At 38.5% G+C, this 21131-nt stretch carries 22 protein-coding genes; 21 read left to right on the top strand and 1 reads right to left on the bottom strand.

Annotated elements, in window-relative coordinates; genetic code table 11:
* Window position 1: 1 nt before the first annotated feature.
* From MKY26_RS15885 to MKY26_RS15820, 14 genes are all read left to right on the top strand, one after another.
* Window positions 2-1180 carry an NADH-quinone oxidoreductase subunit C gene (locus MKY26_RS15885; RefSeq protein ID WP_341098118.1) on the top strand — a complete coding sequence of 393 codons (1179 nt, stop codon included), beginning with the start codon at window positions 2-4 and terminating at the stop codon, window positions 1178-1180.
* A 6-nt stretch (window positions 1181-1186) separates the two neighbouring features.
* Window positions 1187-2287 carry an NADH-quinone oxidoreductase subunit D gene (locus MKY26_RS15880; protein WP_095371599.1) on the top strand — a complete coding sequence of 367 codons (1101 nt, stop codon included), beginning with the start codon at window positions 1187-1189 and terminating at the stop codon, window positions 2285-2287.
* Window positions 2287-3294: an NADH-quinone oxidoreductase subunit NuoH gene (nuoH, locus tag MKY26_RS15875; protein ID WP_095371600.1), complete on the top strand. Its 1008-nt coding sequence runs from the start codon at window positions 2287-2289 to the stop codon at window positions 3292-3294. The genes MKY26_RS15880 and nuoH overlap by 1 nt, the downstream gene beginning before the upstream one ends.
* A 15-nt stretch (window positions 3295-3309) precedes the next feature.
* Window positions 3310-3729: an NADH-quinone oxidoreductase subunit NuoI gene (gene nuoI / locus MKY26_RS15870; protein WP_095371601.1), complete on the top strand. Its 420-nt coding sequence runs from the start codon at window positions 3310-3312 to the stop codon at window positions 3727-3729.
* On the top strand, window positions 3726-4241 hold the full coding sequence (locus tag MKY26_RS15865) for an NADH-quinone oxidoreductase subunit J (RefSeq protein ID WP_095371602.1): 516 nt from the start codon (window positions 3726-3728) through the stop codon (window positions 4239-4241). Before nuoI ends, MKY26_RS15865 begins: the two co-directional genes overlap by 4 nt.
* Window positions 4234-4548, top strand: coding sequence for an NADH-quinone oxidoreductase subunit NuoK (gene nuoK, locus MKY26_RS15860; protein ID WP_095371603.1), 315 nt, complete (start codon window positions 4234-4236; stop codon window positions 4546-4548). Before MKY26_RS15865 ends, nuoK begins: the two co-directional genes overlap by 8 nt.
* Before the next feature lie 48 nt (window positions 4549-4596).
* A complete protein-coding gene (nuoL, locus tag MKY26_RS15855) occupies window positions 4597-6462 on the top strand; it encodes an NADH-quinone oxidoreductase subunit L (RefSeq protein ID WP_322909831.1) in 1866 nt (621 codons plus the stop codon).
* Window positions 6462-7955 (top strand): complex I subunit 4 family protein, encoded by a 1494-nt coding sequence (locus MKY26_RS15850; protein ID WP_095371605.1) that lies wholly within the window; start codon window positions 6462-6464, stop codon window positions 7953-7955. The genes nuoL and MKY26_RS15850 overlap by 1 nt, the downstream gene beginning before the upstream one ends.
* 7 nt (window positions 7956-7962) lie before the next feature.
* A complete protein-coding gene (gene nuoN / locus MKY26_RS15845) occupies window positions 7963-9462 on the top strand; it encodes an NADH-quinone oxidoreductase subunit NuoN (protein WP_095371606.1) in 1500 nt (499 codons plus the stop codon).
* 209 nt (window positions 9463-9671) lie between these two features.
* Window positions 9672-9908, top strand: coding sequence for a DUF1146 family protein (locus MKY26_RS15840; RefSeq protein WP_095371607.1), 237 nt, complete (start codon window positions 9672-9674; stop codon window positions 9906-9908).
* Window positions 9909-10127: 219 nt separating this feature from the next.
* Window positions 10128-10877, top strand: coding sequence for a YwmB family TATA-box binding protein (locus MKY26_RS15835; RefSeq protein ID WP_095371608.1), 750 nt, complete (start codon window positions 10128-10130; stop codon window positions 10875-10877).
* A gap of 33 nt (window positions 10878-10910) precedes the next feature.
* Window positions 10911-12227 carry a UDP-N-acetylglucosamine 1-carboxyvinyltransferase gene (gene murA, locus MKY26_RS15830; protein WP_095371609.1) on the top strand — a complete coding sequence of 439 codons (1317 nt, stop codon included), beginning with the start codon at window positions 10911-10913 and terminating at the stop codon, window positions 12225-12227.
* Window positions 12228-12705: 478 nt separating this feature from the next.
* A complete protein-coding gene (gene spoIID / locus MKY26_RS15825; protein ID WP_095371610.1) occupies window positions 12706-13737 on the top strand; it encodes a stage II sporulation protein D in 1032 nt (343 codons plus the stop codon).
* A 201-nt stretch (window positions 13738-13938) separates the two neighbouring features.
* Complete coding sequence (locus MKY26_RS15820) at window positions 13939-14805, top strand: M23 family metallopeptidase (RefSeq protein ID WP_095371611.1); 867 nt, start codon at window positions 13939-13941, stop codon at window positions 14803-14805.
* Window positions 14806-14883: 78 nt separating this feature from the next.
* Here MKY26_RS15820 and MKY26_RS15815 read toward each other — a convergent pair whose 3' ends face one another.
* Window positions 14884-15540, bottom strand: coding sequence for a LysM peptidoglycan-binding domain-containing protein (locus MKY26_RS15815; protein ID WP_095371612.1), 657 nt, complete (start codon window positions 15538-15540; stop codon window positions 14884-14886).
* A 653-nt stretch (window positions 15541-16193) separates the two neighbouring features.
* Between MKY26_RS15815 and spoIIID the strand changes: the two genes are divergently transcribed.
* From spoIIID to MKY26_RS15780, 7 genes are all read left to right on the top strand, one after another.
* Window positions 16194-16466 (top strand): sporulation transcriptional regulator SpoIIID, encoded by a 273-nt coding sequence (spoIIID, locus tag MKY26_RS15810; RefSeq protein WP_095371613.1) that lies wholly within the window; start codon window positions 16194-16196, stop codon window positions 16464-16466.
* A gap of 441 nt (window positions 16467-16907) precedes the next feature.
* Window positions 16908-17909, top strand: coding sequence for a rod shape-determining protein (locus MKY26_RS15805; protein WP_341098116.1), 1002 nt, complete (start codon window positions 16908-16910; stop codon window positions 17907-17909).
* Between the two features lie 147 nt (window positions 17910-18056).
* A complete protein-coding gene (locus MKY26_RS15800; RefSeq protein ID WP_095371615.1) occupies window positions 18057-18872 on the top strand; it encodes a flagellar hook-basal body protein in 816 nt (271 codons plus the stop codon).
* Between the two features lie 29 nt (window positions 18873-18901).
* Window positions 18902-19738 carry a flagellar hook-basal body protein gene (locus tag MKY26_RS15795; RefSeq protein WP_307318227.1) on the top strand — a complete coding sequence of 279 codons (837 nt, stop codon included), beginning with the start codon at window positions 18902-18904 and terminating at the stop codon, window positions 19736-19738.
* Between the two features lie 14 nt (window positions 19739-19752).
* A complete protein-coding gene (locus MKY26_RS15790) occupies window positions 19753-20034 on the top strand; it encodes a DNA-directed RNA polymerase subunit beta (protein ID WP_095371617.1) in 282 nt (93 codons plus the stop codon).
* 147 nt (window positions 20035-20181) lie between these two features.
* Window positions 20182-20604 carry a 3-hydroxyacyl-ACP dehydratase FabZ gene (fabZ, locus tag MKY26_RS15785; RefSeq protein ID WP_095371618.1) on the top strand — a complete coding sequence of 141 codons (423 nt, stop codon included), beginning with the start codon at window positions 20182-20184 and terminating at the stop codon, window positions 20602-20604.
* Between the two features lie 187 nt (window positions 20605-20791).
* The gene (locus MKY26_RS15780; protein ID WP_095371619.1) at window positions 20792-21064 is read left to right on the top strand and encodes a hypothetical protein; all 273 of its coding nucleotides are present in this window, start codon (window positions 20792-20794) and stop codon (window positions 21062-21064) included.
* Window positions 21065-21131 lie beyond the last annotated feature (67 nt).

Below are 21131 nucleotides of genomic sequence, written 5' to 3'. Positions count from 1 at the left end.
CTTGGATGAAAAAGATAAAGAGCAGTTAAAAAAGGAAGCAGCGGAAAAAGCAAGAGCAGCTGCACAAAGAAAACGGGAAGAGAGGGAAAAGAAAAAAGAAGAATCGCATGACTCAGTATCCGAAGTGAACCAAACAAAAGATGATGTTACCTCCAATCAAGATCTAGAAAAACAAAAAGCAGCGGCCGCCGCCAAGGCAAAAGCAGCCGCAATAGCAAAGAAAAAAGCAAAAGAGACAGAAGGAAAAGAAACAGAGCCAACCTCCAATCAAGATCTAGAAAAACAAAAAGCAGCGGCCGCCGCCAAGGCAAAAGCAGCCGCAATAGCAAAGAAAAAAGCAAAAGAGACAAAAGGAAAAGAAACAGAGCCAACCTCCAATCAAGATCTAGAAAAACAAAAAGCAGCGGCCGCCGCCAAGGCAAAAGCAGCCGCAATAGCAAAGAAAAAAGCAAAAGAGACAAAAGGAACAGAAACAGAGCCAACATCTAACCAAGACTTAGAAAAACAAAAGGCAATCGCTATTGCCAAAGCCAAAGCAGCCGCTGCAGCGAAACGAAAGGCAAAGAACGCGAATGAAAGTGGCGATTCAGAGAAGGCTAAAGCCATCGCAGCCGCCAAAGCAAAGGCAGCTGCAGCAGCAAAGGCAAGAGGGAAAACAACTCAAGCAAAAGAAACAGAAGAGCCAGAACCTATCACACCATCACCTCAACAACCAATCTTAGATCGTTACCTCAACATTGTAAAAGAACACTACAAAGAAGATATTTTAGAAGATTCCTATATTAATCGTATGAGCAAGCATGTGCCCACTATTGTTGTTAAGCTAGAACATTACTATTCCCTTGCCTTGTTATTCAAACAACATAGCGGTCTTCATTTTGAATTTTTATCAGAATTACATGGAACTGATTTTGAAACATATATGGAGATTTATGTTCATTTATACTCCTTTAAAAATAAGCAGTCTGTCGCTTTGAAAGTGAAAATGGATCGTGAAAATCCAAGAGTTGATTCTATTGCAACTATATGGCCAGGTGCGAACTGGCCAGAGTGTGAAGCATATGACCTCCTTGGTATTCAATTTACCAACCACCCTGACCTACATCGCATTATGCTTGGGGAAGATTGGGTTGGTCATCCTCTCCGCAAGGATTATGAACCTTATGATGTGGAGGTGTAAAAGGCAATGATCAGAACAGAAGAGATGCTATTGAATGTAGGACCACAGCATCCCAGTACACATGGCGTTTTTCGTCTTGTTATCAAAATAGATGGAGAAATGATTATTGATGCCAAACCAGTCATCGGTTATCTCCATAGAGGAACAGAAAAAATAGCTGAAAATCTGCAATATACACAAATCATTCCCTATACAGATCGCTTAGATTACTTGGCCGCGATGACAAATAATTATGTGCTTTGCCACGCAGTTGAAACGATGATGGAGCTAGACATTCCTGAACGAGCGGAATACCTTCGCATCATCACGATGGAACTCGGTAGAATTGCTAGTCATCTTGTTTGGTGGGGTACATATTTGCTTGATTTAGGGGCGACAAGTCCATTTTTATACGCTTTTAGAGAAAGAGAAATGATCATCAATTTGTTAAATGAAATCTCAGGTGGCCGCCTAACATTTAATTATATGAGAGTAGGCGGAGTGAAATGGGATGCACCAGACGGTTGGATAGAAAAAGTGAAGGCGTTTATTCCTTACATGAGAGAGCAGTTAGCGGGTTACGGAGATCTCGTAACCGGCAATGAAATTTTCCTTAATCGTGTAAAGGGTATCGGTCAATACACAAAAGAAGAGGCAATGGACTATTCCTTAAGCGGAGCCAATTTACGTTGTACTGGGCTTGCTTGGGATTTACGGAAAAGTGAACCTTATTCCATTTACGACCGGTTTTCTTTTGAAATATGTACAGCTGATACAGGTGATGCATGGGGAAGGTACCAAGTGCGTATCCAGGAAATAGAACAAAGTTTACGGATACTTGAGCAAGCGGTGGAGCAATTCCCTGAAACAGGTGAGGTCATGGGTAAGGTTCCTAAGGTCATTAAACCGCCTAAAGGAGAAACGTTTGTACGCATCGAGTCTCCTCGAGGAGAAATCGGTTGTTATATTGCCAGTGAAGGTAAGAAAGAGCCATATCGTCTGAAATTTAGGCGGCCGTCTTTTTATAATCTGCAAATCTTACCGAAGTTACTAGTTGGTCAGAATATGGCTAATTTAATCGCAATCCTTGGCGCAATTGATATCGTGCTTGGGGAGGTGGACGGATAATGATTGAGGGATTATTAACTTCTGAAGCGACATGGCTCCATTTCTTCATTTATTTTGCATTAACGGTTCTGCTGTTATTTATTGTTCTAGGGTTTGTCACTTATGCCATTTTAGCAGAAAGAAAGGTTATGGGCTTTATGCAATTGCGGCATGGGCCTAACCAAGTAGGAGGAAGATGGGGACTATTACAAACAGTTGCGGATGTCTTGAAGCTACTGATTAAGGAAGATGCCATTCCGCGGGCAGCAGACAAACCATTATTTATTCTTGCACCGTTAATTGCTTTTACACCTGCTTTTATGGTATTAGCAATCATTCCATTCACTGATCGATTTCAATTCGCTGATATCGGTGTTGGTTTGCTTTATTATATTGCTGTCTCGGGTATTACGACTGTCGGAGTTGTGACCGCAGGGTGGGCTTCTAATAATAAATATGCATTAATGGGGGCAATGAGGGCAGCCGCACAGATGATATCATATGAAATTCCACTAGTTATGTCGGTCATTGGTGTCATTCTTCTGACAGGAAGTATGAACTTAAATGATATTGTGTTAGCGCAAGAAAATGGCTGGTATATTCTTTGGCAACCGATTGCCTTTATCGTCTTCTTTATTGCAGCAGTAGCTGAATTGAATCGGGTGCCGTTTGATTTGGCTGAAGCGGAGTCGGAACTTGTTGCAGGTTATTTTGTTGAGTATACCGGTTTTCGTTGGGCGTTCTTTATGTTAGCTGAGTATGTGTATATGTTCGCAATGTCAGCGTTAATAACTGTCGTCTTTTTAGGTGGTTGGCTACCATTACCCTATTTAGGGTTTATACCGGGAGCCGTTTGGTTTGCACTTAAATTTATGGTTGTTATCTTTCTGCTTATTTGGTTCCGTGTTACTTTCCCAAGGATACGTGCCGACCAACTAATGGAGTTCGGCTGGAAGGTATTATTGCCAGTAGCTATAGCGAATATCTTCCTCACTGCATTATTAAAAGAATGGATCAATCTATTTTAAAGGGGTGACAAAGGTATGTTTGGATTAGCAAAAGGATTGAAATACACGTTGAAAAATATGACGCGCAAGAAACTAACCTATGATTATCCTAATGAACCCTTACCACTTCCCGATCGCTTTAGGGGAATTCAAAAATTTTATCCAGAAAAATGCATAGTCTGTAATCAATGTGCCAATATATGTCCGACAGATTGCATTACACTCACGGGGAAAAAGCATCCCGATTCAAGTAAGCGGGGGAAAATTATTGATACGTATGATATAAATTTCGAAATTTGTATACTATGTGACTTATGTACGGAAGTTTGTCCTACTGAGGCAATCATTATGACAAATCATTTTGAACTCGCAGAATATAGTCGTGATGAATTATTTAAAGATCTTGTGTGGTTGGATGAAAATGATACCCAATTACGAAAGGAGAATAAGGCATGAGCGGCGAGTTTTTCATATTTATTGTTTTATCACTCATCGCTATAGGCGGTGGGATCATGATGATCAACTTAACAAAGGTTGTTCATATGGTCGTCGCTCTCGTCTTTACTTTCATTAGTATTGCTGGCATTTACGTCATGCTTTCTGCAGAATTTATTGCAGTAGTCCAAATCCTTATCTATTCAGGTGCGATCACAATTATGATGCTTTTTGGCATTATGTTAACGCGTCATAATGACAAGAGCGAGACGAGTGGAGGAGGCTTTAGAAAATTTCTCATCTTTCTAGCCATCCTTGGGTTCGGGCTCGTCTTTTACTTAGGTATATACCAACTTGAACTAGGGGAACCATCCACTTCGTTGCATGAAAATAATACAGAGCAAATAGGGATTGCCCTTTATTCGAAATATATTATTCCTTTTGAATTAACTTCGGTTATTTTACTCGTCGCCCTTATTGGTGCGATAGTGTTAGCGAAACGGGATGATGAGGAGGGGGAAGAACGTGAGTAGTGTGCCGTTATCTGCCTATTTAACACTAGCCATTATCCTCTTTTGTATCGGATTATACGGGGCATTAACGAAGAAGAATACTGTCATTGTACTTATTGCCATTGAATTAATGTTAAATGCGGTTAATATTAACCTCGTTGCTTTTAGTAAGTATGGCATGATGCCTTCAATAGATGGCCAAATATTTGCCCTTTTTGCCATTGCAGTTGCTGCGGCTGAGGCGGCAGTCGGGCTCGCTATCCTCATAGCTATCTATCGAAATCGTAAATCCGTCAATGTAGATGATTACAACTCTTTGAAAAATTAACTTGAATGAACATACGTCATTCGTATGAATAAAAGGGGACATGAAGAAATGATGGAGATTGCATGGATCATACCGCTTTTTCCGCTTTTCTCCTTCTTAGTGCTACTTATTTTTGGAAGGAAGTGGCGGAGAGGGCAAATTGATTTCGCAGTAATTCTTTCCTTAGTTAGTTTTATATGTGCTTTACTGGTTTTATTTGCGCGTTTCACGCAGGAAAATGTAAAGGTAGAGTTCATATGGCTAACCATAGGGGAGACTCAATTGACTGCAGGTTTTGAGGTCAATCAATTAAATGCCCTTATGCTTGTCATTGTCTCGCTCGTTAGCTTCCTCGTACATATGTATTCAAAGGCATACATGGAGGGAGATGAGCGCATAACAGTATTTTTCTCATACTTAGGATTATTCACCTTTGCGATGCTTGGACTTGTTCTTTCTCCTAATCTATTACAAACATATATATTCTGGGAGCTTGTGGGCGTTGGCTCATTTCTATTGATTGGTTTTTATTTTTATAAAGAAGAGGCAAAAGTAGCTGCCAAGAAAGCATTTATCATGACGAGAATTGGTGATATCGGCCTTCTCATTGGTATGATTCTTCTCTTTTGGCAAGTAGGGAGCTTTGAGTATGATGAGATTTTTGCTGCTATCTCAGCGGGTGGTCTATCAGAAACGATGGCTACCTTAACAGCTATTCTTATCTTTATCGGAGCCGTTGGGAAGTCTGGTCAGTTCCCGTTGCATTCGTGGTTACCTGATGCGATGGAAGGACCCACGCCTGTATCGGCATTAATTCATGCTGCCACAATGGTAGCAGCTGGTGTTTACCTTGTAGCAGCACTTTATCCGTTATTCGCCTTCAGTGAGGTGGCCATGCTTACCATAGCTATTGTTGGTGGATTTACCGCCATTTTTGCTGCAACGATTGGGATGACCCAAAAAGATATTAAAAGAGCTTTAGCGTATTCTACTGTAAGTCAGCTAGGTTATATGATGCTTGCATTAGGGGTGGGAGGTTACGTGGCCGGTGTATTCCATTTAACAACACACGCCTTTTTTAAGGCACTATTGTTTTTAGCAGCTGGTAGTGTCATTCATGCTGTTCATACCCAAGATATTGAGAAAATGGGTGGCTTATGGAAGAAGATGAAATGGACTGCACCGTTCTTTCTAATTGGGACAATGGCGATTAGCGGAGTACCTTTATTATCAGGCTTTTTTAGTAAAGAAGAAATATTAGTGTCTGCCTGGGTGAGTGGTCATTACTTATTATTCACACTTGCAATCATTGCTGCTTTCTTCACTGCATTTTACATGTTCCGCTTATTTTTCTTAGTATTTGGTGGAGAAGAAAAGAAAGAGCATTCAATGGTAAAAGATTCATCCAATTGGATGACCGTTCCCATGCGGGTTCTTGCGTTGTTAGCGATTGTTGCTGGTTATATACAAACCCCTTGGTTCGGAACATTTTTAGGAGATTGGTTAACAACGGGGATAGCTGCAAATGTGCATGGTCATCTCGATGGTCCGCTTTGGGTGATGATTGTAGCCACGATTGTAGCATTCTTAGGTATCTTGCTTGCTTGGTTGATGTATAGTAAGAAAGTTATTTCCAGAGATTGGTTTACATCAAGAGCTCCTTATACGTATCAGCTTGTAGTAAATAAATATTATATCGATGAAGTGTATCAGTATATCTTTGTTAAAGGTAGCCGCTTTGTAAGTCAAGTTCTACATTTCGTGGAGGTTTATTTAATTGAAGGTCTCATTTCTCTTGTAACCATCACCATTAAACAGTTGAGCATGATTGGTTCAAAGTTTCAAAATGGGCAGACTCAATTGTATGGAACGGTTGCTTTTGTTGGGTTAGCCATTCTGATCGTAGTGTTTGCAGTGACAGGAGGTGGCTTATAGTGGGATTCCCGTTTATATTGAGCATTATTGTATTTGCGCCCCTTCTCGGTGTCTTATTATTAACACTGGTTGCAAAAACGAAGGAGAAAACGATTAAAACAGTCGCTACACTTAGTACCCTTCCTTCTCTTTTTCTATCAATCTACTTAATTATCTCATCTAAGATGGGTGTAGAGTTAGTTAGTTATTCTGGGAAATTAAGTTGGATGCAATTTGGTAATCCCGAAGTCTTTGGCAAATTATACAGTATTGATTATGAATTAGGAGTAGACGGTTTTTCTCTTATTCTATTGTTATTAACAGCCTTACTCTCTACGTTAGCCGCCTTTGCTTCATTTCAGATCAAAGCAGGGTGGAAAGGTTATTACATGCTATTTCTATTATTAGAAGTTGGCATGCTCGGGGTGTTTGCTGCTGAGAACTTAGTTTTATTCTTTATCTTTTTTGAAGTGACTTTAGTGGCAACCTTCTTTTTAATAGGCAAATGGGGGCTATATGAAAAAGAACGAACAGCCTTCTCTTTGCTCATTTATAACGGGATTGGGTCAGCAATCCTTTTAGTTGTCATCATGGTATTGTTTGCTAAAACAGGTACGGCGAATATCGAGGCCTTAATGTCTATTTTAAGTGCAGATGATGGAACGGTTTTTTCATCAAAAGAGAAAACGGGCTTGCTGCTTGCCTTATTCATTGCCTTTGGGATTAAGCTTCCTATTTGGCCGTTTCACAGCTGGATGGTTAAGGTTCATGCTGAAGCGCCAGCAGCAATTGTCATGCTTCATGCGGGTGTACTGTTGAAAATTGGCGCCTATGGTCTCATCCATTTTGGTTTAGGCTTCTTTCCTAACCAGTTTCAATCGCTCACTTTATGGCTGGCGATACTTGGTGTAATCAACTTGCTTTATGGTGCGTTTTTAGCATTATCCCAACAAGAACTGAGAAAAATTTTAGCTTACTCATCGATTTCGCATATGGGTATCGTGCTTATCGGATTGGCTGCATTAAATGAAGCGGGGATACAAGGAGCGATGTTTCAAGTGGTCTCACATGGGTTAATTGCCGCCTTGTTCTTCTATCTTATCGGTATCTTTTACGAGAGATATCAATCTAGTTCCATGGATGATTTAAATGGGCTAGCGAAAACAATGCCAATCGCTTCAGGTTTTTTGTTAGTAGCAGGTCTCGCCTCATTAGGTTTACCCGGTATGTCAGGGTTTGTCGCGGAATTTCTCGTGTTCCTGGGTCTATTTCAAGAATGGCCAGTGCTTGCAGTTATCGCATGTTTAGGAATTATATTGACGGCTGTATATATATTACGAGCAGTACTAGGGATTACTTTTGGCCAACAAGAGAAGGTGAAAAGGGTAAGAGATATGACGTCATTAGAGATTTGGCCAGCAATTATTTTGCTTTTATGTATTGTTGGTATTGGTGTTTATCCAGATATTATCGGTTCAACTTTAAAATCAATCATCATTGGATTAGGGGGGTGAAATAAAAATGGATCTTGATACATTATTATCATTTAGTTGGCATGCGATGGTTCCAGAATTCATTATTCTTGGTACAGCTACTCTACTATCCCTCCTAGATTTATTTCTACCGAGGTCGTTTCATCGGAAATGGCTCGGTTGGCTTGGTGTAGGAAGTATCGTTGCAGCTTTAATCTTTTTACTTACACTCATAGGGGACACACCTTTTGCGATCCTCTATGACACCTTCCGATTAGATTCCTTTGCGATTGCTTTTAAATTAGTGTTATTAGTTGCTGCCGGCTTTGTGTTGTTGTTAGCTATTTCATATGAACCGAAAGAAGAATTAACGGAGTTCAGGGGAGAGTTTTTCTATTTATTTTTAGTGGCATTACTTGGTGCGATGATTATGTCCTCCAGCGCTGATTTAATTACTCTTTTTGTAGGTTTAGAGCTAATGACCTTATCATCCTATATATTAGTAGGAATAAGAAAGAAGCATCTCCCTTCAAACGAGTCAGCAATGAAATATGTCATTAATGGTGGAATTGCCACAGCTATTACTTTGTTCGGTATGAGTTATTTATATGGGATTGCTGGGACAACCAATATTTTAGAAATGGCGGGTAGGCTTCAAGAGTTAACGAATACTCAACATCTATTTTTATTAGCACTAGCTTTTCTGATGATTTTAGCTGGTTTAGCATTTAAAATCGCTGCAGCACCTTTTCATATGTGGACACCAGATGTTTATGAAGGAGCGCCGATACCAGTTACCGCTTTTTTGAGTATTATTTCAAAAGCAGCAGGGTTTATTTTAATCATTCGAATGTTCATCACGGTTTTTTATCATATTCCGGATGTGAGTAACAATTCTTCTTTATTAATGGCGCTGCAAAACTTTTTAGCCGTTCTTGCTGCCGTGACGATGATATGGGGGAATTTAGTGGCACTAAGGCAAACGAAGATTAAGCGGATGCTTGCCTATTCAAGCATTGCACATGCGGGATATTTATTAGTTGCGGTAACGGCTTTCTCCGCCTTTATGGTAGAGACGATTTGGTTTTATTTAACGGCCTATTTATTTATGACAATCGCTGTTTTTTCTTTGTTACAATTAATGAATATTGAAGAGCTAAAGCAATTGTCTGGGCTTTCCAAACGCGCTCCCCTTTTAGCTGTTGCACTCGCACTTACTATGCTAGGGTTAGCGGGGATACCAGGAACATCAGGGTTTATTGGCAAACTGAATATTTTTCTAGGCGCATTAAGCACAGAACCAACGCATTATCTATTAGCTGTTATCCTAATCGCCACTACGGTGATATCTTATATATATTATTTTAAGTTGATTATTTACGCTTTCTTCCGAGAAGCGAATCATACTTTTCAAATGAGTGGGAAGAAGTTGAATAGCATTATCATAAGTATTTGCGTGATGATGACAGTATTACTAGGCGTTTTTCCACAATTAGCTTATGATTTCCTCCATCAAAATTTTTTATCATTTTATGATTTCTTACAGTAGAAACGGGTATAGAAGAAGGGAGAGCTCCTTCTTCTTTTTTATTTATGGAAAGCAAAGAGCTTAAAGTAAAGTAAATTATGGAAAAATAAATTTAGGTGAAACGAAAACTGAAACAAAAACGTCAATTGTTAAGAGGGTGTGTGCTATCTTTCTGAAGGTGATTTGAGTTAAAATAAATGGTGTAGTTTTTGATTGAAGGAGTGGGTCATGTGATCTCTGGATTTGGCCAACAGGCATTGGTTAGTATTATTGTACATTTAATATTTATTGCTGTAGCTTGGTATGCTTTGCAAGCGATTAAAATTGATACGTGGATCAAGGCGAACCATGTTTTGCAAGCAAGGGTATTATATGTATTGTTATCGATCGCACTTGGATCGATTGTCGGTAACTTTGTGCTTGATTATCTTCTTTGGTCTCAACAACTTCCATTTATTTTGCAATAATCCATTTGTCAAAAAATAGACCTTAAATATAGGTCTTCGTACATGTTTTCATTTGCTCAAAGTTTGAGTACAATGCATGATGTTGCTATAAATTTTCTTAAAACTATACATATAATCTGACTTAATATTCACTCAACTAGTGGATGTCAAAATGTGACGATAATTCCCAAGTATGCCGATCTCTCCTTTGGTAACAATGGTAGTAAGGGAGGGAGTTAAATGAAGAAGTATTCATTTATATTTTCTATAATGGGAATTGTCGGGTTAGTTTGGATTATTTTCGGCAATCATTCGGATGCAGCATCTGTAGAAGAGCTTTCACTAATACAAATCGCTCAAACTGTTCAGGACGAGAATATTTTGATTCAAGAATGGTCAGTTCATGCAAGGGAAAACTTGGAAACACTACAAACCTTTGCAGAAGTAAAAGCATATACTAAAGAGATGAAAAAGAGTTTTACGGACTGGAAATGGTCTGTCCAAAAGGAATCTCAAGAAAGATATGAAGTCATAGGAACGCTTAAAAAAAATGATCTGACTGAAACGATAAAAATACTTTCAACCGACACAAAAAACAATGTACAAACGTATGTCATTTATGAGGCGAAAGGTGCTGGCTACGAAGGCAGTATCCAGGAAAATATGGGGAACTATATGAAAAGTCAGATGTCTGACATTTTTACTAAAAAACCCAATATTTTCTCTTGTATCATTGGTCATTATGATGGTAATATGAGGGAGTCTATGCTTGAACAAATGAACGGATTATTGTCCACATTTAATGCGAAAGAAATAGAAGCGTTAGAAGAAGAGCAATTTATTTCGACATCGGCATATTCACCTATGTTCAAAGAGTCTGTTACAACGGATGGCAAAGATATGAATTTACAAATTGGCTTAAGAAAAGAAGGGTTGGGCGCTAAGACAACTATTGTTATCGGCACACCCATCATAACGATTGAATATTAATATAGAGAAAATGGACGCGGAGGGGAATACACTTTGGAAAAAATCATCGTCCGCGGCGGAAATCGGTTAAGTGGCACAGTCAAAGTAGAAGGCGCAAAAAATGCTGTTTTACCGGTAATCGCTGCAACATTGTTAGCAAGTGATGGAAAAAGCGTAATTCGTGATGTCCCAACTCTCTCCGATGTATATACAATTAATGAAGTATTACGTTTTTTAAACGCCGAAGTGGGGTTTGATAACAATACAGTAACTGTTGATGCATCTAGAGAGTTAAAAGTAGAAGCACCATTTGAATATGTTCGAAAAATGCGTGCATCTGTTTTAGTCATGGGTTCACTATTAGCGAGAAATGGAAGAGCAAGAGTAGCATTGCCAGGCGGCTGTGCGATTGGTTCACGCCCGATAGATCAACATTTAAAGGGTTTTGAAGCAATGGGTGCAACAGTTAAGGTTGGCAACGGTTTTATTGAAGCAGAAGCTCCAGAAGGAAAACTGCATGGTGCGAAAATATATCTTGATTTTCCTAGCGTAGGCGCAACAGAAAATATTATGATGGCTGCTACATTAGCAAAGGGTACAACGATTCTAGAAAATGTAGCAAAAGAGCCAGAAATTGTGGACCTTGCGAACTTCCTTAATAAAATGGGTGCAAAAGTTCGTGGTGCTGGAACAGGAACGATTCGTATTGAAGGTGTGGATGTATTATTTGGTGCTGAGCATCATATTATTCCAGACCGAATTGAAGCAGGTACATTTATGGTAGCAGCAGCCATTACAGGCGGCGATGTTCTTGTCAAAGGCGCTGTACCAGAACATGCAACATCTTTAATAGCAAAAATGGAAGAAATGGGCGTTCAGTTTATCGAAGAGGAAGAAGGCGTTCGCGTCATCGGCCCGTCAGAACTTAAAGCTGTCGATATTAAAACGATGCCTCACCCAGGTTTTCCAACAGATATGCAATCTCAAATGATGGCACTATTGCTTCATGCCAAAGGCACAAGTGTTATTACGGAGACTGTATTTGAAAACCGCTTCATGCATGTGGAAGAATTCCGTCGCATGAATGCAGATGTGAAAATCGAAGGTCGCTCTGTTATTATGGAAGGACCATCCAACCTACAAGGTGCAGAAGTTGCCGCAACCGATTTACGTGCTGCAGCTGCTCTCATCTTAACAGGACTTGTAGCAGACGGCATAACACGTGTAACAGAATTAAAACATCTTGACCGTGGCTATGTCGATTTCCATAAGAAACTAGCGAGCTTAGGTGCAGACATTGAACGTGTGACTGAAGCAGACGAAGATATGTCTACAACTGAACAAACCATCATTACTGATTTGAATGCATAAAAATGGCGAACCACTAATCTTTTTAGAGATTGGTGGTTTTTTTTAGCTAAGGATGAAAATGTAGATGTACATATATGTGAGATCAAAAAAGCCAAGTTATATTAGGGAATGGGTGCACAGAGTATATAAAACTGATGAGATGTTGGGCAAACAGGAAATGCGCACAAATGAAGTCACATAACCATCGAGATGTGATTGAGGGCAAAAAAGGACAAAGGTTCATCCACAATTTTTTTTAGGTGTTGTAGGACTCTATCTATGATTTGGTTGTGGACTCAAAACTATTCATTACCATAGTGAAGGTGAACATTTAGCTCTCGCAATTAGCCCTAACTCCATTTTCACTCGGTTCTCTATCTCTACCATTACACAAGAAATAGCTACTTTACTAGAGAAATTCAATAGTGGGATTTTGTCATAATGGCTCTATTTCGACCATATGATTGAATGAGACGTGAATCTTGATGGAGGCTAGCATATGACAAAATTCAAACCATTCATCGTACTATCAGCATTACTCTTTACACTTGTATTAATTATTCCAGCCTTACTAGTAGTTCTTCCTTTGGGAAATGATGAGAAGCAAGAGAATCGAGAAACTGTAACTGCGGAGAAGAAGAAGGGGGAGGCAACACCTTTCACCTCGATGGAACCTGCAGTTGATGTGGCTGTTTACCGTACCGATGCCAACAAAGTGGAAACCTTTGCTTTTGAAGACTATCTTATTGGGGTTGTTGCTTCTGAGATGCCTGCTGAGTTTGAGCTAGAGGCGTTGAAGGCACAAGCATTAGCAGCGCGAACGTATACAATGCAGCATCTACTGGCAGATGAGGGTTCATTACCAGATGGTGCCATGATTACTGATTCCACTGATGATCAAGTTTTTAAAAACAAAGAAGAGCTCAAGAAAATATGGAAGTCCGATTATGATTGGAAAATCGAGAAAATTACGCAAGCAGTTCAAGAAACAAGTGGGCAAATTCTTACCTATGATGGTAATCCTATAACAGCAGCGTTCTTTTCAACAAGTAATGGCTATACGGAAAATGCAGAAAATGTTTGGGCTAATGCGACCCCGTATTTAAAAAGTGTCAAAAGCCCCTGGGACATTGATACACCAAAATTTGCTGATCAAATCTCTATCCCTGTGTCCGAATTTGAAAAAAAATTAGATGTGAAAGTACCTTCGGGTCAAACTGTTGCTAAAATTGTTGAGAAAACAGATGGTAATCGAATAGGGAAAGTAAATATTAATGGAACCATGATTAAAGGAACAGATGTTAGAATGAAATTAGGATTGCAATCAACTGACTTTACCCTGAAGAGAAATGGCGATCAGATTAATATACAAACAAAAGGATATGGACATGGGGTTGGCATGAGTCAGTATGGTGCAAACGGTATGGCGAAAGAAGGTAAATCATATAAAGAAATCGTTTCTTATTATTATAAAGGAATCGAAATAAGTGAATCTGATACGATGGTGGCAAAATTAACTGCACAAAAGTAAGTTTAAACAAACAGCTTCAATCGGAGCTGTTTGTTTTCTGTTTGAATGTAGATCTCTTAGTACTTAAGTATTCAGAAAATAATTATTTTGATAAAACATGTATATAAAAATCGAGTTAGTAAAAAATAAATCCAAAAAAATTTTTAGATGATGTATATATCTTCTGGAATCTGTTCAAACTGATGCCAGAGGTGATGAAAAATGAGAGAGGAAGAAAAAAAGACTTCTCAAGATTCTAGTTTTAAAAAGTTTATGAAGAAACGTTGGGCTTATCCAGCAATTTACATCGCGAGTGCAGCACTCATACTTAGTGGCGTTCTATGGTTCCAAAACAGCAATGAAAATGCTTCAGACACAGATGGATTCGATTACGGTGAGACAGATCTTACTGGCAAAGGTAATGAGGATGCAGTTGAAGTAAATAATGCAATGGAGAACTTTGTGCTACCGGTAGAAAAAGCGGACGGAGCAGTAATCCAAACTAAATTCTATGATGTACATGGTGAGGAAGCGGCTCAAGAAGAAGCTTTGGTATTCTACAATAACACATACCAACCAAATGCAGGTATTGACATTGTTATGGAAGATGGGAAAACATTTGAAGTTCGTGCAGCATTAAGTGGAACAGTTACTAAGGTGGAAGAAGATGCAACACTAGGTAATGTCGTTGAAATTCAGCATGCTGAAGGAATTGTGACACGCTACCAATCCATTACTGATATGAAAGTAAAAGAAGGTAGTGTAGTGGAGCAAGGAGATACAATTGCTCAATCTGGTCAAAGCCAAATTAACCAAGAAGCTGGAGAGCACGTACATTTTGAAATCCGTAAAGATGGTGTAGCTGTAAACCCAGAAGAGTTTGTTGGTAAAACGTTAAGTCAATTGGAAAAAGCTGAAATAGCTGAAGAGAGTACACCTGCTGAAGATGCAGCCCAAGAAGGTTCAACGGAAAGTGCTGATGATGAATCAGATGCTGCGCCAAGTGATGAAGGCCAATCAGAAGATGATGGTGCAAGCAATGAAGATGAAACAGACGCTGATACTTCTTCGGATTCACAAGAATCATAAATAATGTTGAGACAAAAATGGAAAAGTTTCGACATTTCTCGGGAAATATTCATTCGTGAATATTTCCCTTTTTATTTCTTATGGTGTTTGAGTAGAATGTATTGATAGTAATGAATTTTTTTTATATGTAATGAATAAATCTTGACCAGTAAATGCTTGAAGTCTAGAAGCAGACTGTAGAGGTGCCAGTAAAGTGAAGAACTCTTCATCGGCTTGGAATTCGAGCACACGATCATCTGCAGCTCCAATAAGTTTAGCTTGCGATGTATACATTTCATCAATGATGGTTAATGGCTGAAAAGCGTTAATATGATTATCTTTAAGGTTGTTGAGTGTTTTTAATTCTTCAACGCTTAGTCCGTATCTACCGGCAATTCTCCATAATGTTTCCCCAGGAGCGACAATATGTATAAATGGTTCACCTGATAAACCTTGATAGTTTGTAGGATATGGAATGTCTAGCGATTGCCCTACAGTAATATAATTGTCTACAAGTTGGTTATGTATTTTTAATTCTTCGACAGAAAGATTATGTTTTTTGGCAATACGATAGAGTGTATCATTTTTTTTAACTTTATAAGTAGCGGCTTCTGATGATTGCTCATTCAAGCTGAAAATGACAGCAAGAATAATGACTGTAGCAGCCAAGATGCCTGTTAATTTCATTCTTCTTATTTTCATCCTTCTTTGTCTCGCTTCAAAGATTCTCTCTTTCCGTGGCTTTAACACTGTCAAAATAAATCACCCTTCAATTGGAAAATAATTGTTATATAACCATGTTTTATCTATTGGCTCGATTTTTAGTGTAAGTCAGGGATGGATTAAACAACAATAGGAATAAAGAATCTCTTGTTCATTATAAAGAATTGGGTATTTGGATTTTATGTATGGACTTTTATCACTTTTCATTGGTTACTGAAATACATTTAATTGAGTGATTAGAACTAAAAAATGCTCTTTTGTAATATAGAGTAAGAAAAAGGGTTTGCGAAACTTGTCGAAAAATAAGAATTTATAATCAGGTCTAATCACCCTTTTTTAAGTCATAAGTCGCAGGTATTAAATAACAACCATGTTTTATAGAGAATGTCTTCTTGAAAAAGATTGCTTAAAATGAAAAAAACATACAGCTACTTGTCCTACTTGTGTTTTTTGTGCATATATTTTAATCCAAGCTAATAAACTGTTACAAACCTTACAAAGAGAATGTTTGAGGTGAGGGGTCGTTTGTTTAGTAACAGCTGTATAATCTCTAGGATATGTTTAGCTACTGCTCGGCAGGTTTACCTGCTACTCTTTTAACAACTAGTAAAAAACACACTATAAGACAAAGTAAAAACGAGTCTCATTTCACACTTCTCACATCCAATTTAGGGAGGGCGAGTAGTGTGCACGATTACATCAAAGAGAGAACCATCAAGATTGGAAAGTATATCGTGGAGACGAGAAAAACGGTTCGCGTAATTGCGAAGGAGTTTGGCGTATCCAAAAGTACAGTCCATAAAGATCTTACAGAAAGATTGCCTGAAATAAATCCTGACCTTGCTAATGAAGTAAAAGAAATATTAGATTATCATAAGTCCATTCGTCATTTGCGAGGGGGAGAAGCAACAAAGTTAAAGTATAAAAAAGAAGAGCTTGAAGAAGAACCCATCAAATAATGTATGAAGCGGGCAGAGGGAGGTAAGATACAACCACCATCTGCCCGTTTAAACATCACTCCTTTATTACTTCAAAGTGTTCTCACCAGCTTTTATCCCAAGAATCAACCAATTCGACAATTTCTCCTTAAAAAGTCACAATATATTTTGACAAATAGTTATTTATTCTCCTAGAGATGTGCTAAAATAATTAACTAGGATATAATGAACTTGATATGTGCTTTTGTTAACGTGGAAGCCCTAGAATATACATAAAACAACTCTTTTCTCAGGTTGCTTGAGAAAGGCTTTTGTATGGGGAAATATTCGTGCGGAAACGAAAAATCAATGATAGATTGCTTACATAAGCAAAAAACACAAAAGGCATTTTACATGCCTATTAAGCCATTTGAACTGTAAAAATGAGAAGAAGATTTAGTTGCGAGGAGGAAGTTAGGAACAATGTTTGCAAGAGATATTGGAATTGACTTAGGTACGGCAAATGTACTGATACACGTAAAAGGAAGAGGGATCGTATTAAACGAACCTTCTGTTGTAGCCATTGATAAAAACACAAATAGAGTACTAGCTGTTGGTGAAGAAGCACGCCGTATGGTGGGGAGAACGCCTGGAAATATTATTGCTATTCGCCCGCTAAAAGATGGTGTTATTGCTGACTTTGATGTAACTGAAGCGATGCTTAAGTACTTTATTAACAAATTAAATGTAAAGGGCTTTCTATCTAAACCACGTATTCTTATTTGTTGCCCTACAAATGTAACGAGCGTCGAGCAAAAAGCGATTAGAGAAGCCGCAGAAAAAAGTGGCGGTAAGAAAGTCTATCTTGAAGAAGAACCGAAAGTTGCTGCAATTGGTGCGGGAATGGATATTTTCCAACCAAGTGGTAATATGGTCGTAGATATTGGTGGAGGAACAACGGATGTGGCTGTTCTATCTATGGGTGATATTGTTACATCTTCTTCAATTAAAATGGCCGGTGATAAATTTGACAATGAAATTCTCCAATACATTAAAAAGGAGTATAAGCTTTTAATTGGTGAGCGTACGGCTGAAGATATTAAAACTTCTATTGCAACAGTATTCCCTGACTCTAGAAATGAGAGCATGGAAATTCGTGGACGTGATATGGTTTCTGGATTACCTCGCACAATTACTGTTCATTCAAAAGAAATCGAACAAGCTTTAAAAGAGCCTGTAGACGTGATTGTTCAAGCTGCAAAAAGCGTTTTAGAGCGGACACCACCTGAACTATCAGCAGATATTATTGATCGTGGCGTTATTCTGACTGGTGGAGGAGCATTGCTTCATGGTATCGATATGCTTCTTGCTGAAGAATTAAAAGTACCTGTTCTCATTGCTGAAAATCCGATGGACTGTGTCGCAATTGGAACTGGAATTATGCTTGATAACATTGATCGTTTACCACGGAAAAAATTAAGTTAACAAATGATTAAGGCTGACCTAATGATTCTCCTATAGGCCAGCCTTTTCGTTGAAGAGGAATGCATTTACCTCTAAGTAAATAATGTTAATTAATTATGCAGCCTTTCCGATATAAAAGGGAGACGATAATATACGGGAGTGACCGATATGTTTAGAGGGTTTTACACTGCAGCATCAGGTATGTTAACGCAGCAAAGAAGAACGGAAATGTTAGCTAACAATATGGCCAATGCAAATACACCTGGTTTTAAAGCAGATCAAACAGCAATTAGCAGTTTCTCTGATATGTTACTGCAAAGAATAGATAGTCAAAATATCCCTACTGAAAACGGATTTCGTATACCAGTTAACGAAACAGTTGGAAGTATTAGTACAGGTGTATATTTACAAGAAGCAATGCCTTTATATACCCAGGGTGATTTGAATGAAACAGGTCTGGCTACAGACTTATCGCTTGAAAATGGTAATCTTCCGGACGGTAGTGCATTGTTCTTTACTGTTGCTGGTGAAGATGGGAATACAAAATATACACGCAATGGTAATTTTACATTAGATAGCCAAGGGTATTTGACTTCAGCAAGTGGTTTATACGTCTTAGATACAAACGGGAACAGAATCCAACCAGGTAGTGAATCATTTACCGTTAATGATGAAGGGTATTTAACAAATGCAGCTGGAAATACCACACGAATTGGCGTAGCTTATGCGGAAACAACAGAGAATCTTCTAAAACAAGGAGATGGACTCTTCGCTACGGAAGATAATACTGCTTTGCAAAATGGTTACGGTAATGTAGCCTTTCGTATCCACCAAGGTTTCTTAGAACGTTCCAATGTTGATACCTCAAGAACGATGACAGATATGATGGCAAGCTATCGTACGTTTGAAGCCAACCAAAAAGTGTTACAAGCATACGACCGCAGTATGGAGAAAGCAGTAAACGAAGTCGGCCGTCTTGGATAACAACCAGGAAGTTATAAGGAGGCGATGAAATGAACCGTGTAATGATTACAGCAACAAACACCTTATCACAATTACAAAAGCAAATGGATATACACGCCAATAATATGGCGAATGTCGATACTACAGGTTTTAAAAGAAGAGAAGCGTCTTTTGGTGAACTTCTCGTTCAACAATTTAATAATCAACCTGCTGAAGAACTAATGGGCGTACAGAGAATGACTCCAGAAGGCGTTAGACAAGGTGTAGGGGCTAAACTTGCCCAAGCTAAGCTAGTGAGCACACAAGGCAGTCTAAAATCAACTGATCGGGCATTAGACTTCGCTTTAACAGGAGAAGGTCAATACTTCCGCATTCTTCAACAAACCGAAAACGGTGCTGAAATCCGTTATACCAGAGACGGCTCTTTCCATCTTACGCCGTCAGGGAATAATGAAGTGATGCTTGTAACTGGGAATGGTGATGCCGTTTTAGGACAGAATAATGAACCCATTACTTTTTCTTCAGATGTAAACCAGTTTACATTATTGGAGCAAGGCAGACTCCAAGCTCATACTGCTAATGGAGGCATTGAAACGGTAAATCTTGGGATTACGGTCGTACATAAACCACAATATTTAACACAAATCGGTGAAAATATGTTAAGCTTGCCTGCAGAGGCTGAAATGGATGGCATTGATATTTATACTGATTTAGCTGGGCAGTTCAGTGGCGATATTTCACTATCACAAGGTGTCCTAGAACAATCAAATGTCGACCTTTCAAAGGAAATGACCGACCTAATGAACACACAACGTTCATACCAATTTCAATCACGTTCAATAACGATGGCTGATCAAATGATGGGCCTCATTAATGGAATTCGTTAAAGGGGAAGAAAACGATGTCACTTAATAACGAGCAAGATTCGTCAACAAGAATAACTAAACAAAAAGCGCAACATAATTCAACTACTACACGTGAAGATAAAACCACAGTGAACCGAATTAGAGTGCGACTTATACCGATCTGGCTACGAATTATTATTGTGCTAGTTTTACTTGCCATTTGTATCATCGCGGGTGCAGCGTTCGGATATAGTGTGCTTGGTGATGGCCAGGCAACAGATATTTTTAAAAAAGAAACGTGGATGCATATGATTGATTTGGTTAATAAAGAGAACTGAAGAATGGGGAGCGCATGTATATGCCTCCTTTTTGTTTTGACTTATTTTAAGAATTTGAAAATGAAATTGTTTTATCTTTGCATTTGGGCTTTTTTTTAGTACAATAATAATTAATATTATACCTATTATTAGTAGGAGGTACTAAAAATGCTTGATATTAATGAAATAAAAGAAATTATTCCTCATCGTTATCCCTTTTTATTAGTAGATAAAATCCTTGAAGTGGAAGAAGGTCAAAGAGCTATTGGCATTAAAAATGTTACGGCTAATGAAGAATTCTTTAATGGCCATTTTCCTGATTACCCCGTCATGCCTGGTGTTTTAATTGTGGAAGCATTAGCACAAGTAGGCGGAGTGGCGATGCTGAAAAAAGAAGAAAATAAAGGAAAGCTCGCTTTTTTCACTGGGATTGATAAATGTCGATTTAAAAAACAAGTGAAGCCGGGCGATCAGCTGCGATTAGAGGTCGAAATGACTCGTGTGAAGGGCCCGATTGGTAAAGGAAAAGGTGTTGCAACCGTCGACGGCGAACTAGTTTGTGAAACAGAAATGATGTTTGCATTGAAATAACATAACATCAAAAGAAGTAATGCCCGCTTTATATAGGGCATTACTTCTTTTTTTCTCTGCAAGGCACTATCACAGGCGGAAAATTTTACAATCAATCAATTTGAAATTTTGTTCAGGTTTTCGGGAACGATAACAAAAGACCACAATAGAGGTCAAAAATTTTTGAAATTGGAAGGGAGTTTTACCCATGAATACAAAGCTGTTAAAATTACTGTCTGCATCTGCTTTAGCGGCGACAATGCTTGTTGGTTGTGGAGCAAACAATGAGCAAGAGCCACCGCCAGAAGATAATGATAATATTGAAGAGCCAGCAGAATTAGAGGATGGAAATGACATTAATAATAATGATCAAGACGATCTAAACAATGATGATGATGGTATGCTTGAAGATGACAATAATACAGATGAAAATTTAAATGAAGATGCACCTGCGGACGAAGAAAACAAAGATAATATGTAAATAAAAAAGAGGTTCCGATTAAACAATCGGAGCCTCATTAAAGTTTAAAGATATCCACGCGAATATT

This window comes from Cytobacillus sp. FSL R7-0680, from assembly GCF_038009245.1.
Classification (GTDB): Bacteria; Bacillota; Bacilli; order Bacillales; family Cytobacillaceae; genus Cytobacillus; species Cytobacillus kochii.
This window is presented reverse-complemented; position numbering and strand designations above follow the sequence as displayed.